Source organism: Lautropia dentalis (assembly GCF_003892345.1).
GTDB classification, from domain to species: domain Bacteria; phylum Pseudomonadota; class Gammaproteobacteria; order Burkholderiales; family Burkholderiaceae_E; genus Lautropia; species Lautropia dentalis.
Window position 1 is genome coordinate 448,482 of the sequence record NZ_RRUE01000001.1, and the last position, 14,515, is coordinate 462,996.

General features: G+C 63.3%; 13 protein-coding genes. 1 reads left to right on the forward strand and 12 read right to left on the reverse strand.

The window, feature by feature from the left end; translation table 11 throughout:
- Position 1 precedes the first annotated feature (1 nt).
- From EHV23_RS01715 to EHV23_RS01735, 5 genes are read right to left on the reverse strand one after another with little or no spacing between them, the layout of a single operon-like run.
- A complete protein-coding gene (locus tag EHV23_RS01715; protein WP_125094438.1) occupies positions 2–949 on the reverse strand; it encodes an NAD-dependent epimerase/dehydratase family protein in 948 nt (315 codons plus the stop codon).
- Positions 950–953: 4 nt separating this feature from the next.
- Positions 954–2,519: a hypothetical protein gene (locus EHV23_RS01720; protein ID WP_125094439.1), complete on the reverse strand. Its 1,566-nt coding sequence runs from the start codon at positions 2,517–2,519 to the stop codon at positions 954–956.
- Between the two features lie 15 nt (positions 2,520–2,534).
- A complete protein-coding gene (locus EHV23_RS01725; protein ID WP_125094440.1) occupies positions 2,535–3,287 on the reverse strand; it encodes an SDR family NAD(P)-dependent oxidoreductase in 753 nt (250 codons plus the stop codon).
- A 1-nt stretch (position 3,288) separates the two neighbouring features.
- On the reverse strand, positions 3,289–4,632 hold the full coding sequence (locus tag EHV23_RS01730) for an FAD-binding oxidoreductase (protein WP_125094441.1): 1,344 nt from the start codon (positions 4,630–4,632) through the stop codon (positions 3,289–3,291).
- The gene (locus EHV23_RS01735) at positions 4,626–6,062 is read right to left on the reverse strand and encodes a UbiA family prenyltransferase (protein ID WP_420813023.1); all 1,437 of its coding nucleotides are present in this window, start codon (positions 6,060–6,062) and stop codon (positions 4,626–4,628) included. Before EHV23_RS01735 ends, EHV23_RS01730 begins: the two co-directional genes overlap by 7 nt.
- 468 nt (positions 6,063–6,530) lie before the next feature.
- Here EHV23_RS01735 and EHV23_RS01740 point away from each other — a divergent pair, with 468 nt between their 5' ends.
- Positions 6,531–7,640: an RpnC/YadD family protein gene (locus EHV23_RS01740; protein WP_125094443.1), complete on the forward strand. Its 1,110-nt coding sequence runs from the start codon at positions 6,531–6,533 to the stop codon at positions 7,638–7,640.
- Here the strand turns inward: EHV23_RS01740 and EHV23_RS01745 are convergent.
- The 7 genes from EHV23_RS01745 to EHV23_RS01775 form a co-directional block, all read right to left on the reverse strand.
- Positions 7,580–8,458: a sugar phosphate isomerase/epimerase family protein gene (locus EHV23_RS01745; protein ID WP_125094444.1), complete on the reverse strand. Its 879-nt coding sequence runs from the start codon at positions 8,456–8,458 to the stop codon at positions 7,580–7,582. The genes EHV23_RS01740 and EHV23_RS01745 overlap by 61 nt on opposite strands.
- A gap of 6 nt (positions 8,459–8,464) precedes the next feature.
- Positions 8,465–8,806 carry a DMT family transporter gene (locus tag EHV23_RS01750; protein ID WP_203228849.1) on the reverse strand — a complete coding sequence of 114 codons (342 nt, stop codon included), beginning with the start codon at positions 8,804–8,806 and terminating at the stop codon, positions 8,465–8,467.
- Positions 8,807–8,831: 25 nt separating this feature from the next.
- Positions 8,832–9,170, reverse strand: a complete 339-nt coding sequence (locus tag EHV23_RS01755) for an EamA family transporter (protein ID WP_125094445.1) — start codon at positions 9,168–9,170, stop codon at positions 8,832–8,834.
- Positions 9,171–9,180: 10 nt separating this feature from the next.
- Positions 9,181–10,314, reverse strand: a complete 1,134-nt coding sequence (locus EHV23_RS01760) for a glycosyltransferase family 2 protein (RefSeq protein WP_125094446.1) — start codon at positions 10,312–10,314, stop codon at positions 9,181–9,183.
- A 247-nt stretch (positions 10,315–10,561) separates the two neighbouring features.
- Positions 10,562–11,320, reverse strand: coding sequence for a glycosyltransferase (locus EHV23_RS01765; RefSeq protein ID WP_125094447.1), 759 nt, complete (start codon positions 11,318–11,320; stop codon positions 10,562–10,564).
- Between the two features lie 331 nt (positions 11,321–11,651).
- The gene (locus tag EHV23_RS01770) at positions 11,652–12,734 is read right to left on the reverse strand and encodes a glycosyltransferase family 2 protein (RefSeq protein WP_125094448.1); all 1,083 of its coding nucleotides are present in this window, start codon (positions 12,732–12,734) and stop codon (positions 11,652–11,654) included.
- A gap of 45 nt (positions 12,735–12,779) precedes the next feature.
- The gene (locus EHV23_RS01775) at positions 12,780–14,225 is read right to left on the reverse strand and encodes a mannose-1-phosphate guanylyltransferase/mannose-6-phosphate isomerase (RefSeq protein ID WP_125094449.1); all 1,446 of its coding nucleotides are present in this window, start codon (positions 14,223–14,225) and stop codon (positions 12,780–12,782) included.
- Positions 14,226–14,515: the final 290 nt, after the last annotated feature.

Consider the following 14,515-nt stretch of genomic DNA (forward strand, 5'->3'; position numbering starts at 1 on the left):
TTCAGAACTCCAGCACCACGCTGCCGTAGCGTGGGTCGTTGAAGGTTTCATCGATGGCTTCCCTGAACGGCGTTGCCCGCACGCCGAAAATGCCCGGCCAGTCGATCACCTCGAACTCGTCCTTGGCAGAGAGCGCAGCGAGTTGCTGGGTGGTGAAGGGCGGGTTCCTGTCGAACAGCGCCCAGGTCCATAGCAGAGCGTAGAACAGCCCGTAAGGGATGCGCACGATGGGGGTTTTTGCCTTCGTGGCCTTCCTGATTTCGCAGATGATGTCGATGTAGTCGACCTTCTCGTGCCCCGAAATGTTGAAGATGCCGCGGATGTCCGGATGCTCGATGCAGCTGATGATGATGTCGCAGAAGTCGCCCACGTACAGCGGCTGACGCATGTATCTGCCGTCGCCCGGAATGGGGAACACGGGCACCTTCTTCATGAAGCGCGACAGCCAGCCCAGATGCTTGCGGTCGAACCAGCCGAACATCAGTGTGGGCCGCAGGATGGGGCAGGGAATGCCGCTGTCCACCACCAGCTTTTCCTGGTCCTTCTTGGTGTTGGTGTAGAAATCATCCGCCACCGATTCCACCACTGACGAGCTGATGTGCACCAGCTCCGCCACCCGGTACTGACGGATGGTGTCCAGAATCACCTGGCTGGCCGTGACGTTGTTGCGCACGAACTCGCTGTAATCGTTGCCGCCGATCTGTGCCTGCAGCATCACCACCGTATCGGCGTTTTCGAAGTGCTTCTGCCAGTTTCCGGGCTCGGCCACATCCACCAGCTCGACTGTGATGTCTGACTGGATGCGGCGCAGCACGCCCACGTTGTTGGCATGCTTGTCCAGCACGACGATGTTGCGATAGCCCCGGTCCTTCAGACGGGCGACCAGGTTCTGGCCGACCAGTCCGGCGCCGCCGGGGAGGATGATCTTTTTGTTCAGCAGGTCTGTCATTGTGTCAGTTCAGGCAGTAGATGCGGAGTTCCTTGATGGCGGTGGCGTCAGGTGGCTGTTGATGGGGGTCGATATGCAGGAATATATTCCCTGGAAAGGCCGGAAACGCGAACTGGGCCTTGATGTCTCCATTGGGGTACCATCGCCCAAATTTGTATTGTTCACCAAAGCGCTCGTTGTCGCTCCAGTAAAGGGTTACCTCGCCTTGTTGTTCTCGGTGCATGTCCATTTCGACGCCGATGTGACGTGCGTTTCTGCAGGAGAAGCCAGTTGCGATGCTTGATCCGGAGAGGTTGGGAGTGTTGAATCTGTCAGTCAGGTTTTGGTCCGGCATTTTCATCCGGTATGTTGGCTGCTCCGGTGTCTGTGGTGGAAGATGAATGTTCCATGACGGATATGCCTGCCAGACAGGATGAATCGGAATGACGGTTTTTGTGACTTCCGAAAGTTTGACAAACGATTTGAAATGAAGATCGCTCTTCTTGCTGGCGAGGGGCTGTCGGACGCAGAATAGAACCGCCGCCAGAGCCATAACTGCAGTGAGAACACGATGTGCGCCGATCGAAGCGACGCTGATTGAGGCCAGAACCATGGCGTAGGGAACCCAGGTGTAGCGCTGCCCCAATCCCCGTGAGGCAGCGCCAAGTGGGTCAGGAAACAACACATACATGCCTGCTGCACCCATTCCAAGCCCAATGAAAAGAAGCCCCAGCGCTGTCAAACGCTTGATGCGGTTACCCTTGGAAGTAAATATCAGGTATACGTAGCATCCGAGTAAAACAAGGATAAGCAGGTAGCCGAGACCGTTGTTGGCACCCAGAGAAACAAAACGCCATAGTCCTTTGGCCCAGATGGCAGGATCGAAATGGAAATCGTGTATGGAAACCCTGGGTTGTCGAATGGTGTGAATGGCCTGTACGAGGGCTGCAATCGCCATGCAGGCATAGATGGGCCAATTACCTCGCCACGTTCGCCTGGCGGGAATGAGCCAAAACACGACTACGGCGACGACAACTATCGAAAATGGTCCCGTCAGCCCTGCAATGAACGATACCACGGCGAGTACAATGAGTTCGGTACGACTGGAACAGTCCGAACGTGTCATTGCCATGAAGCCAAGCGCCGCACCCAGGTGCCACTGGGCGTTGGTGATAGTGAAGAGTACTTCTCCGTTATGGGGTTGTGCCGCTATGAGAAAGACGGTGATGGCAGCATGCAGTGGCGAGCCACCCATATGGCGGATCAGCCTGGCTGCACAGAAACACATGAAGTAGTACGCAAGAAGCCAGCCGATGAGCAGAACTGCGGGGCGGTCCGTCAGAGGTAGCGGGTCGGCCAGCAGGCTGAACATTCGGGGGTAGAGATGAAGGTAACTCGCGTAAGGTTCCAGCAGGGAGTGCCATCCAAGCGCATGCGCCTGGGATATGAACACGTTTCCGTCTTCCGCCCACAGATGACGTGCCGCAAAGTGACCGAGATGATCTGCCCTGAGCCATAGCCCCAGTGTTGCCAGCAGTAATGCGGGCCAGTAGAAGGACCCTGCGGATTGATGAGAGGACGATGTCTGCATGAATGGTGACTGCGCTCAGATATCCATCCGGTTGAACACGAACGCTGGCAGGTTGCGAATCACCAGCATGATCAACGCCCACTTTCCCGGGGTGTACAGTACGGCCTTGCCCGCATCCACGGCCTTCACGATATCGGCCGCTACCTGTTCCGATGAGGCCAGCCGTGCACCACCCTGTTTCAGGTGTGCCGTCATCGGCGTATCGGTGGGCCCGGGCTTGACCAGCAGCACCTTCACGTCGGTCGCGGCCAGCCGGTGCTGCAGGCCCTGTGCATAGCGTTCCACCAGTCCCTTGGCAGCACCGTACACGTAGTTGGACTTGCGGCCTCGGTCACCGGCCACCGAGCCGATCAGGGCAATGTGGCCTCGGCCCCTCGGCTGCATCACGCCGGCAAAGGCTTCCGCAAACAGTACCGGCGACAGGGCGTTGACCTGCAGGGACAGTGCATTGGCGGCCAGGTCCTGTTGCATGGCCGGCTGGTTGGGCAGCATGCCGTGCGCCACCAGTGCAATGTCGATACCCCCATTCGCGTCCAGCTGCTGCACCAGTGCCGCAATGGCGGCCGGGTCCAGAAAGTCTGCCGTCAGACAGCGGATGCTGGATGCCGGGCTGCGCACTTTCAGGTCGGCCGCGATGGGTTCGAGCTTTTCCAGATTGCGACCCACCAGCACCAGCTCGCGCGGGGTGCGGGCGGCCCACAGTCGGGCACACTGTTCGGCTATGGCCGAGCTTGCGCCCACGATGACGATGCGGTTGGGGGTGTTCAATTCAGGCTCCCATCAGGCGGCGGGACATGGCCGAGCTGATGCCCGGGTCGCGGAAGGGCAGGAATTCGGGCAGGCGCGGATAGCCGGACTCGAACATTGCGCGGGACATGCGGGCATCCTTGGCCGGGTAGAGGCGCCCACCGGCTTCGGTCACGATGGCGTCCAGCCGCTGGAATAGCCGCAGGGTGCGTTCGCCCCGGTTGGGGAAGTCCAGCGCCAGTGTCACGCCCGGCGCCGGAAAGCTCAGCATGCCCGGTGCGGCACGGTTGCCAAAGGTCTTCAGCACGGCCAGAAACGAACCTTCACCCGACTGCGAGATGGCCTGCAGCATGGCCTGCACGGCGTCGCGTCCCTGTGCCACCGGTACGACGCTCTGGTACTGGTAGAAGCCGCGGGGTCCATACATCCGGTTCCATTCCAGCAGGTTGTCCAGTGGGTAGAAGAAAGGCTCGTAATGCACAATGGCTGGCTCGGTCCTGCCCTTGTGCAGGTTGAAGTACGCCCAGTTGAAGGGCCGCAGCGACAGGCCATTCACCAGCGACACTGGTGGCTGTACCGGCATGGTCAGGGCACGTGGCCGTGGCAGGGGGCGGTCGCCGGCGTCCACGTGGTTGCCGCGCATGAACAGGCCCCGTCCCTTGCTGGACAGGCAGTCGATCCACGACACCGAGTATTCCCACGTGCTGGCCGAGGCGTCGGACAGCTGGAAGAACTCGTCCAGACTGGTGTAGGGCAGGGTCTGCGAAGTCAGCCATGGGCCGGGTACCGGCCTAAGCTGCAGTTCGGCCTGCACGATCACGCCGGTCAGCCCCATGCCCCCCACAGTGGCGGCAAACCAGTCGGCCTGCGTGTCCGGACCGCAGGTAATGGTTTCGCCGGTGGTGCGTACCAGCTGCAGCTGGCGGACATGGTCGCCAAACGAACCGGCTGAATGATGGCTCTTGCCGTGCACGTCGTTGGCAATGGCGCCGCCCACGGTGACCAGCTGTGTGCCGGGGCATACAGGCAGCATCCAGCCGCGTGGAACCGTCAGCCGCTGGATGTCGCGCAGCAGCACGCCAGCCTCGCAGCTCAGCCGGCCTGTCTCTTCATCAAAATGGATGAAGCGGTTCAGCCCGCGGGTCAGCCACAGCGGGCCTCCAGGGTTCAGGCAGACATCGCCATAGCTGCGGCCGTTACCGAAGGCAAGCCCCGGCTGGTGCGCTGCACCGGCGGGTGTGGCAGTGCCGTTGCCGTGCCGGTGGGATGGCGCGCCAATCTGCGCGGCCACCCGGGCGGCGTCGAGTGACAGCGGCAGATGCGGCTCGCGCGACAGGCGCCCCCAGGCCGAGAAACGGCTTACCATGGCATGTGCCCCAGAACGCCCGTGCCCATGGCCAGTACCAGCGCGAAAATGGCGCCCGTGGCCAGACTGGTCCGGTCCTTGATGGCAAATACCACCGGGTCATCGTGCATCTCGCCACGGTGGGCGCGCATCCATACCCAGCTCACCCAGAACAGCACCACCGGCACGGCGCCCCACACCAGCTTCGGATGTTCGTACATGGCCATGATGGCATCACTGTTCACGTACAGGGCCAGCACCAGTACGGCGGCATAACCGGCCACAATGCCCATCATCTGGATGATGGGGGCATCGTCACTGTGGTAGCCGCGGCCGTGCAGCGAACCGGTGCCTTTCCTGTGCAGACGCAGCTCGGCATAGCGCTTCACGAAGGCCAGCGACAGGAACAGGAAAATCGAGAAGGCCAGCAGCCAGAATGACAGGCTCTGTCCAATGGCAGCTGCCCCAGCCACGATGCGCAGCGTGTACAGCATGGCCAGTGTAAGGCAATCTATCAGCAGCAGCCGCTTGAGCCGCCACGAATACACGCAGGTCAGCGAAAAATACAGCAGCAGCCATGACAGGAAGGGCGTACCCACCTGCCAGGCCAGCGTCAGGCTTACGCCCAGCAGCACCGGGGCCAGCAATACCCCCTTCCAGGCCGGCACCAGCCCGGAGGCAAAGGGACGCTTGCGCTTGCGTGGGTGCAACCGGTCGCTTTCCAGGTCCAGCAGGTCGTTGGCAATGTAGACGGACGATGCACACAGGCTGAACGACGCAAAGGCCACCGCCAGCAGCCCCCAGGCATGCAGGTTGGTGAGATCATGCGCTGCCAGCAGCGGCACGAACAGCAGGATGTTCTTCATCCACTGGTGCATGCGCAGCACGCGCCGCCAGGCGTTGAAGCCCTGGGGGCGGGCCGGAAACACCCGGGCCACCTCCGTCACGGCGGCGGCCTGGTCGGCCAGCTTCGGGCTGCCATCGACCACGATGGCCTGCCGTGCGTGGCGCCAGACGTAGAGGTCGGTGCTGGAATTGCCGGCGTAGTCGAAACCACGGTCGCCGTAGCGTTCCACCAGTGCGGCCGCCTTGCGGGTACCGGCCAGATTGTCATGGCCGTCGCTGGCAATCACGTCATCGAAAATGCCCAGATGGTCGGCAACCTGCCGGGCAATACGCTGGTCGGAGGCCGTACACAGCACCAGCGTGCGTCCTTCGGCACGCTGTGTCTTCAGCCACTCGATGAGAGGCTGGTTGTAGGGCAGGGTTCTGGGGTCGAGCCGGGTGCGTTCGGCCAGCCGTTCCTTCAGTGTGGCCTTGCCCCGGCGCAACCAGCCCGGAATCTGCAAGGTCTGCAGTGGGTGTTCCCGCAGCAGCTGCAGGGCCGACTCGTGCAGCATGTCGGTGTGGATGAGTGTTCCGTCCAGATCGACGACAAGCGCAGGTTGCACGGTGAAAGGGACTCCCTCGAAAGAGCTGGGCATGGCGGCCACGGATGGAACCCCTGCCAGGTCCGGGGCGACGGTGGAGGCACTCCATGCCCCATGGCGGGGGTGCGCGAACCGGTCAGGCTGCGCAGGAGATTTGGGACCAGGACATGACGGTCGGTCAAAATCAGCGGATGAATGGTATCAACGAGCGGCTATTTGTGTCTATTGTTGCATTGTCGGTACACATTGTAACGAGAATGGCTGTCTGTACTTATTTTGCCGGAGCCCTGATGACAGTTCGTTTCCTTGCAATTTCTTTCGTGGTCTACAGAATTGCGTGAGAGTGGCCGTGAGGTGCAGGTGTATCCAGATGGCCTAATTCGTTCGACCTAATCCGCTTGGCCACCGGCGTGACAGGTTCCTCGCTACCCATCGCCGTCCCTGCTGCAATGTCCGGGTTGTTTCCCTTCAACCCACGAGGCATTCATCATGACAACCGACAACGATGAGCCAAAGGCTTGCCCGCCACCCTCACCGGATGAGGGGTCAGGCGAGGGCGTACCCGGCGCCGGGTTCAGTGTCGTGCCGGCCGGCAGCGGCTCCCGCACGAGGCGCATCAGCCACGACCAGTATTTCAAGTCGCTGATCACCCAGTACCCCCGGCAGGCGCTGGCCCTGTTCGACCCGGCGCGCTTTGCATCGCTGGATGACAGCGTCGTCATCACTCCGCTGCGGCAGGAGCTACCGCCGGATCGCCTAGGTGAGCGCTTCTTCGAGCTGGACATCCCGCTGGAGGTTCGCTGGCCGGACGGCTCGCGCGAGACGATGGTGATACTGATCGAGCAGCAGACCATTCCCAGCCGGTTCCGCATCAAGAAGCTGCTGATGTATTACGTGAAGCTGTCGGAGGTTTTGCATACCGACATCATCACGCCAATCGTCATCTTCCTGCGCGATGGGCGGGACATTCCCGTCCGGCTGGACATGGGGCCGCTGGACAGACGGCACGCGTTCTTCGACTACATCCCCGTGATCCTGCCACGCTGGAAGGCCATCGATCACCTGGGCACCGACAACGTGGTCGAGCAGGTGTTGCTGACGACGATGTCGCGCAAGAACCAGGACAAGGTGTTCATTCTGGGGCAGGCCATCAAGGCGCTGCTCCGGCTGGAGAAGAACATCGACAACCAGCTGAACTTCGAACGGTTCATCCGGACCTACGCGCCGCTTGACGCCGAGGAAGAGTGCCGGTACAACGAAACCTATGCAGATGAGGTCGCACACATGATGAGCGTACGGGAAGAAGTGATCAGTAGCGTGCGGGAAGAGCTGGAACGGAAGGGCGAGGCCCGTGGCCGGCTGATTGGCCGTGAAGAAGGCCGGGAAGAAGGCAGGGAAGAAGGCAGGGAAGAAGGCAGGGAAGAAGGCAGGGGGGACGGCCAGCGCCATACCCTGGCCAGGCTGCTGGCCAGGCGCTTCGGGCCTCTGGATGCCGAAACCACGAAGCGCCTTGCCGCAGGTACGCCGGAACAGATGGATCACTGGACGGATGCCCTGTTGACGGCAGGCTCGCTGGAGGAAGTGTTCCGGTTGCAGTGATCGGCCGACCGGTACAGCGCCGTCGCAAATGCAAGGCTTCGTGCCATGGCCGGCAGGGCAGGTTCTGCCTTGCCTGGCAGTATCTCCAGCGCGGCGGCGCATCGGGGAACATGCCGGACGAGACTGTCCCGTACGCTGATGTAGTCTGCATTGCCGTCACCGTACGGCATCAGCCCCGGTTCGGCCAGGTGGATGTGTTCCGTGATGTCGGCTGTATACGGCACCATGTCCTGCGGGTCTTCACCGTTGATCTGCATGGCCCCCGTGTCCAGCAGCATGCGCAGGGCGGGATGATCCACGGCCCGCACGACTGTGGCGCAGTCCAGGGTGGTGGTCATGAAGTTGGCACCGTACAGGGGGGCCACGGCCTCCAGGCACAGCATTACACCGTGTCGGGCGGCTACATCACCAGCCTGACGGAAGAAGGCCACGGCCTGGTCGTGGGCCTGCGCATCGCTCAGCCCGGTACGGTCACGGCTGCGGGGTGAGCCAAATACCAGCCGGCTGGCGCCCAGTCCGGCCCCGATACGGCACACGTGGTTCAGGTGTTCCAGCAGGGCCTGCTGGCTTTGGATGTCGCCAAAGACGTTCAGCCCTTGGGTGCCGTACAGCAGTGACTGCATGCCTACGATGTCGATGCCGTGGTCCTGCCACCAGCGACGGACGCTACGGATGGCGGCCTCGGTTGCGCCGGTCACGTCCGGAAAATACTTGGTGGGGGCAATGTCGATGGCGTCGATGCCATATTGACGCAGCAGTGCTGCTACGGCAGCGTCGTCCTGTGTATCCCAGGCCAGATTCGAGATGGACAGTCGCATGGTGTTTCAGGCACCTACCGTTACCACGATTCCCACCATGATCAGCACGACACCGGTGAAGTAGCGTGGCGTGAAGCACTCACCCAGCAGGACATGCGTGGCGGCAGGCACGATGACGAAGGCCAGCGCCATGATGGGGTACACACGCCCCAGTTCGGCCGTCTGCAGCACCCATATCCAGAAGATCGTCATCACGCCCATCAGCGAGAGGGCCGCGGCCATCAGCCCTGCGGTGCGTGGTGCAAACCACGAGCCGGTGTCGTTGAGGGCGTTGGCGGCCAGCTTGAAGAGGATCTGTGCGCCGCTCAGCCCCAGGACGCAGATCAGGGCCCAGACGTAGGTCATCATTGATAAATACCCGTTGTGACCATTTTCAGGAACGCACCGCCAGCACGATGCCGGACATGATCAGCGCCACCCCGATGAAATACTGCAGGTGGAACTGCTCGCCAAACATCCAGTGGCTGGCCAGCGGCACCAGTACGAAGGCCAGTGCCGTCAGCGGGTAGACCTTGCCCAGCTCGGCCTTGCGCAGAATCCATATCCAGGCCAGCGTCACGAAGCCATACACGCCCAGCGCAATGACCATCAGCAGCGCGGTTTCGGGCGCAAGCACCGAGCCGGTACGGGAGAGCGACGAGGCCGCCAGCTTGAACAGTACCTGCCCGGCTGCAATGCCAATGACACAGAGCAATGCCTGGAAATGGATCATGACATGAAGGTCAGCCGACCGGCCTGCTGTCGTGATGTGGGACGGGGTGCACGATATTCAGCGTGTCCACGATGCGCTGTTCCTCTTCGGTCAGCGGGGTGCTCTGCCAGCCGGGAACGGAGACGGGGGCGGTGACCGGGCTGGCGGCCTGCTGCTCGGCCGTCATGATGCGCTGCAGTGTGCGTGAGGTGCGCAGGAAGGGCCGCTTGGGTACCGACAGAATATCATGGCCAATGAAGGCCAGGATGAACTGGATGCCCACCAGCAGCGGCAGGGCCGCCAGCATGACGGTACCGGCCGATGCCGTGACGCCCGCGGCACTGCCATGAATCCACTCACGCGTACCGAAGGCGATGCCGAACAGCGTGAGCAGGACGCCCAGAGGCAGCTGCAGTGAGGCCAGCGACAGATCCCGCAGGTAGTAGTTGTAGAAAATGCGCTTGCAGGTGTTCTTGATGTGCTTTTTGAAGAATTCGCCCGCCACCTTCGAGATCCTGAGATTGCTGACCTCATCGCCGTAGGTGGCGTTCATGGGGATGTCCACCACCACGGCCTGCAGCGTGTTGAGCCGGAACAGCATGTCCGACTCGAAGAAGTACCGCTCGCTGATGCGCGCAAAGGGCAGGCTGCGGGCTACGTCCCGGTGCAGGGCCGTATAGCCGTTGGTGGGGTCGAACAGGTTCCAGTAGCCGGAGGAGATCTTGTTGAAGAACGACAGCACGGCGTTGCCGAACAGGCGGATGGTGGGCATGGCCTGGATCTGCTCCAGGTCGAAGAAGCGGTTGCCCTTGGTGTAGTCGGCTTCGCCGGCCAGAATGGGCGCCACGAAGTCGGGCACCATGCCCGGGTCCATCTGCCCGTCGCCGTCGATCTTGACCATGATGTCCATGCCATCGTCCAGCGCGGCCATGTAACCGGTAATGACTGCCGCCCCCACACCTCCATTGACCTGGTGGCGGATGACCTTCACCCGCGGGTCGATGCAGTGGGCTTCAACCAGATCGCCCGAGCCTTCCGGGCAGCAGTCGTCCACCACATACACCGCTGCTACCTCGGGGCCGATGCGGGCCAGCACGTCCAGAATGTGAGCCGTGACCTTGTAGGACGGGATGATGACGGCAATCTTCGCCTGGTAGGGGCTCATGCGCGGACTTTACAGTATTGAAAACCGGAGGGTTATTCTACCTGTTTGTCGATATTAGTTACTTGATAAGGGTAGATTGTTTGTGATGTAAATATGTCAATATAAGCGACCTCGCTACCTTGTCCTGCACGCTCCAAGGGGGCGCGGGGAGGAAAGTGTCCATGACACGCCCGGGAGGAGGAAGGACGCCACTCTGCTGGTGCAGGGCCGGGTATGACTCGCTGTTTGCGGTCGAAAGGGGAGGGGATCAGGCCGGAGCCGTCTTGCTGTGGCGGCTTCTGCGCCACAGTCTCCACCCATACCGCCAGAAACACGCCCGCGTCCAGTACCGCAGCATCCCGCCGATGTGCCAGAGAGTGAAGCGCAGTGACCGGTGGCTCTGCTTGCGGGCGTCGTGCACCACGCGGGCGTCGGCTGCCTGCGCCAGTGTCCAGCCGGCCAGGCACAGACGGCTGCAGATGTCCACGTCCTCGATGTACAGGAAGTACCCCTCGTCGAAGCCCTTGATGGCCCGGTAGGCCCGGGCATCGAACAGCAGGAACATGCCGGCAATCCAGTCCGGATCGCTGCCGTGGTTGGCCGGCTGCAGCTTCTGGCGAATCAGCTCGCGTGGCGTATACAGCCTGCGGGCGGTGTTTTCCAGCCGGCCCTCGGGGCTGTAGATCTGTGGCGCCATCAGGCCACGCTCCGGTACCGCAAAGCCCCTGAGCAGGGCGGGGAAGGGGTCACGGTCGAAGCGCAGGTCCGGGTTGAGCACGGCGAAGTACCGGGTACGGCAGTGCGAAAAGGCCGTGTTGTGGTTGGCGCCGAAGCCCTTCGGGGTTTCGTTGCGGATCATCGTCAGCCGGATGTGGCCGGTGGCAAGCGGCGGCAGCTCCTGCTCGGGCACGTTGGCGGTGTAGATGATCTCGGCCACGTCGGGCGGCATCAGGCGCAGGATGTCCTGCAGCATGCGCAGCGCAATGTCGCGCTGGCCGTGACTGACAACGGAAAGGGTGATGTTCATGTGGCCGGAAAGGGCGCCGGGCCGGCACTGGCCCAGGGAAACAGGAGACTCCCTGATGGGCTGCGTCCGCCAGGAGCAGGCAGCCCACGGCACCGTGGGTATCAGTTGGGGCGCTATTGTCGCGAATATTGGTAAGGGGTGTGTTGCGCCGAAGTTTCAATACCCCGGCTTCGCGTGACGCCGGCCGCCGAATGGCAGGTGGCATAAGGCGGCCAGCCTTGCCGGCGTGACGCTTTGCTGGCACGCGGCCGGGGCCAGCGCGGGGGTGAATGAGCCCATGACATGCGCTGAAGAGGGGTGAATGGGCCAGTGGTGCACACCGGTGGCTGGTTCAGCCCCGGTAGGCGCCGCCCCGCCCCAGCAGCCCGTCCCACAGCCCCCGGTTCATCATGCGGATGCGCGGCCAGCGCGGCGTGGCCACCAGGGCATAGAAGCCGTACTTGATGACGGTCTGGTAGGCGTCCACCACCTTCCAGCGCCAGCCGATGTGTGGCATGCGCTGCAGCAGCAGCGCGTTGCGGAACAGGTAGTAGTGGCGCAGCGGGGAATGGTCCGGCAGGTGCTTGCCCATGAAGGCGATGGGTGTCTCGCCCAGCTGGTGCTGCATGCGGGCATCGCACACGCCCAGCATGCGATAGCCGGCGTGGGCTGCCCGCAGGCACCATTCGATGTCCACATAGTCGATGAACAGCGCCTCGTCCATGTCGCCCACGGCGTCCAGCACGGCCAGCGGGATCAGGCTGCCCGAGGCAATCAGGTGCTCCACCTCGATCAGCTGGCCGGGGCGCTCGCAGGGGCAGCGCACCCGTTTGAAGCCTGCCAGCTGCACGAAGGGCGAGGGGCTGGTGGTCTGGCGCTCGTCCGCATAGCGCGGGCCGGCCGCGGCCACCGGCACGCTGCCGGGCGGCTGCTGCTCGATGGCGGCGCGCAGGGCCGCCACCATGCCCGGTTCGGGGATGCTGTCGTGGTCCAGCAGCAGCACGTGGCGGCTGCTCCGCGCACGCGCCAGCCCTATGCCCACGTTCTGCGCGGCGCCGATGCCGCGGTTCTCATGGAGGGGAGTCAGGCGGATGCGGGGTGGCGGGATGTCCCCGGGGGCAGACCGGACGGGGGACGGCGCCCTTTCGGCCGGGAGCGTTCCGGTTGGGCCGCTGGCTGGCGGCCTTTCTGCGTGGCAGGCGAAATCCGCCAGTGCCGACAGAACCTCCGGTCTGGACCCGTTGTCGATGATCTCCACGAAGCCCACCTGCGCCAGGGTGGCCTGGCACAGCAGCGTCAGGCGGGGCAGGTCGGGGTTGTAGGTCACCACCACGGCCGTGATGTCGCCTGCCGGTCCGCAGGGGGGGGCAGCAGCGGCGGGGTTTTTGGCTGCGGGTGGGCGGCCGGCCGTGGGGCGCGGGTCGGGCTCGTTCAACGAAGCATCCTCGTGGACTGGACAGGGATGGGCACGTGGGGCGTGTCAGGCCCGGCCGTAATTGTCCTGGAACCGCACGATGTCATCCTCGCCCAGGTACTCGCCGCTCTGCACTTCGATCATCACCAGCGGCAGCAGGCCGGGATTTTCCAGCCGGTGGCGGTGGGTGGCCGGGATGTAGGTGGATTCGTTGGTGGCCACGAAGATCTCCTCGTCGCCGTTCACCACCTTTGCCATGCCCTTGACCACGATCCAGTGCTCGTTGCGGTGGTGATGCATCTGCAGGCTGAGGCTCGCCCCCGGTTTGACCTCGATGCGCTTGATCTTGTAGCGCTCGCCCTCGCCCAGAATGGTGTAGGTGCCCCAGGGTCGCGCCACGGTGCGGTGCAGCTGGGCAGCCTCGTGACCGCGTGCCTTCAGTGCCTTCACCACTTCCTTCACCTTCTGGGCCTGGTCGGCGGCGGCCACCAGCAGCGCGTCGGGGGTGTCGATGATCAGCAGGTTGTCCAGCCCCACGGTGGCCACCAGCCGGTCGTCGCTGTTGTGGACATAGGTGTCGTGACTGTCGACGAACACGGTGTCGCCGGTGGTGCGGTTGCCATCGGTATCGGGTTCGGACAGGCTGCGCACGGCATCCCACGAGCCGATGTCGTTCCAGCCAAAGGCGCCGGGCACCACGGCCACCTGGCCGGATTTCTCCATCACGGCATAGTCGATGGAGATGTCGGGGGCCTCGCGAAAGCTCTCGCCCTGGATTTCCACCAGCGTGGCATGGCTGGTGTGGTCGATGCGGGCGTCGGCCAGGCAGGCCCGGGCGGCGTGCAGCACCTCGGGGGCGTGTTGCTGCAGGGCGTCCAGCATGGTCTGGGCGGCAAAGCAGAACATGCCGGAGTTCCACAGGTAGTTGCCGGCAGCCAGCAGCTGCTCGGCCCTTTCACGCGCGGGCTTCTCGATGAAGCGCACCACGTGGTTGCCCTGCGGCACGGTCGTGTTCACGGGCTGGCCGGCCTCGATGTAGCCATAGCCGGTTTCGGGCGCCGTGGGCTGGATGCCGAAGGTGACCAGATGGCCCTGGGCGGCCAGGGCGGCCGCCTGCTGTACCGTGCGGGCAAAGAGGGCCTCGTCGTGGATGAGATGGTCGGCCGGCATGACCAGCATCTGTGCCTCCGCGCCGTGGCGCTCGGCCACCTGCAGCGCGGCCAGGGCAATGGCCGGCGCCGTGTTGCGGCCAAAGGGCTCCAGCAGGAAAGTGGGCGTTTCGGCCTCCTGCGGCAGTGCCAGCTGGAACTCGTCCCTCGACAGGAAGAAGTATTCGCGGTTGGTGACGGTGAGGATCTCGCCCGGTTCGGCCACGCGGCGGGCGCGCCGGTACGTCTTGAACAGCAGGCTCTCGCCGTCGGGCAGCTTCATGAACGGTTTGGGGTGTCCCTCGCGCGAGACGGGCCAGAGCCGGGTGCCGGCACCGCCGGACAGAATGACAGGGATCAGCATGGTGAGTGACTTCCGTGGCATGGCTGCAATGAGCATGATGGTAGCGCCACTTGGCATGCTGCGTTGCAGCATGGCGGAGTCACCGGCTGGGGCGGGGCTGCCTGTGTTCAGGCATTCGATGGATGTGTGCGCCCTGATGCAAGCATGTTCGGCGCGGATGTCCGGTGCCGGAATGGGCGCAGGTCCGGCGTTGTGGCAGGGCAGCACGGCACGCCCTGCGCCTTGGGCGCAGCATCGTTTCACATGAATGCTTATGCAGGATCGTTCATCGCGGCATGCCAGAATCGGCT

What these genes read in the sequence shown, in the direction of transcription:
- EHV23_RS01720 (WP_125094439.1), bottom strand. Translation starts at nt 2,519, where the DNA reads ATGCAGACATCGTCCTCTCATCAATCCGCAGGGTCCTTCTACTGGCCC.
- EHV23_RS01730 (WP_125094441.1), bottom strand. Translation starts at nt 4,632, where the DNA reads ATGGTAAGCCGTTTCTCGGCCTGGGGGCGCCTGTCGCGCGAGCCGCAT.
- EHV23_RS01750 (WP_203228849.1), bottom strand. Translation starts at nt 8,806, where the DNA reads ATGATGACCTACGTCTGGGCCCTGATCTGCGTCCTGGGGCTGAGCGGC.
- EHV23_RS01775 (WP_125094449.1), bottom strand. Translation starts at nt 14,225, where the DNA reads ATGCTGATCCCTGTCATTCTGTCCGGCGGTGCCGGCACCCGGCTCTGG.
- EHV23_RS01740 (WP_125094443.1), top strand. Translation starts at nt 6,531, where the DNA reads ATGACAACCGACAACGATGAGCCAAAGGCTTGCCCGCCACCCTCACCG.
- EHV23_RS01765 (WP_125094447.1), bottom strand. Translation starts at nt 11,320, where the DNA reads ATGAACATCACCCTTTCCGTTGTCAGTCACGGCCAGCGCGACATTGCG.
- EHV23_RS01715 (WP_125094438.1), bottom strand. Translation starts at nt 949, where the DNA reads ATGACAGACCTGCTGAACAAAAAGATCATCCTCCCCGGCGGCGCCGGA.
- EHV23_RS01755 (WP_125094445.1), bottom strand. Translation starts at nt 9,170, where the DNA reads ATGATCCATTTCCAGGCATTGCTCTGTGTCATTGGCATTGCAGCCGGG.
- EHV23_RS01745 (WP_125094444.1), bottom strand. Translation starts at nt 8,458, where the DNA reads ATGCGACTGTCCATCTCGAATCTGGCCTGGGATACACAGGACGACGCT.
- EHV23_RS01760 (WP_125094446.1), bottom strand. Translation starts at nt 10,314, where the DNA reads ATGAGCCCCTACCAGGCGAAGATTGCCGTCATCATCCCGTCCTACAAG.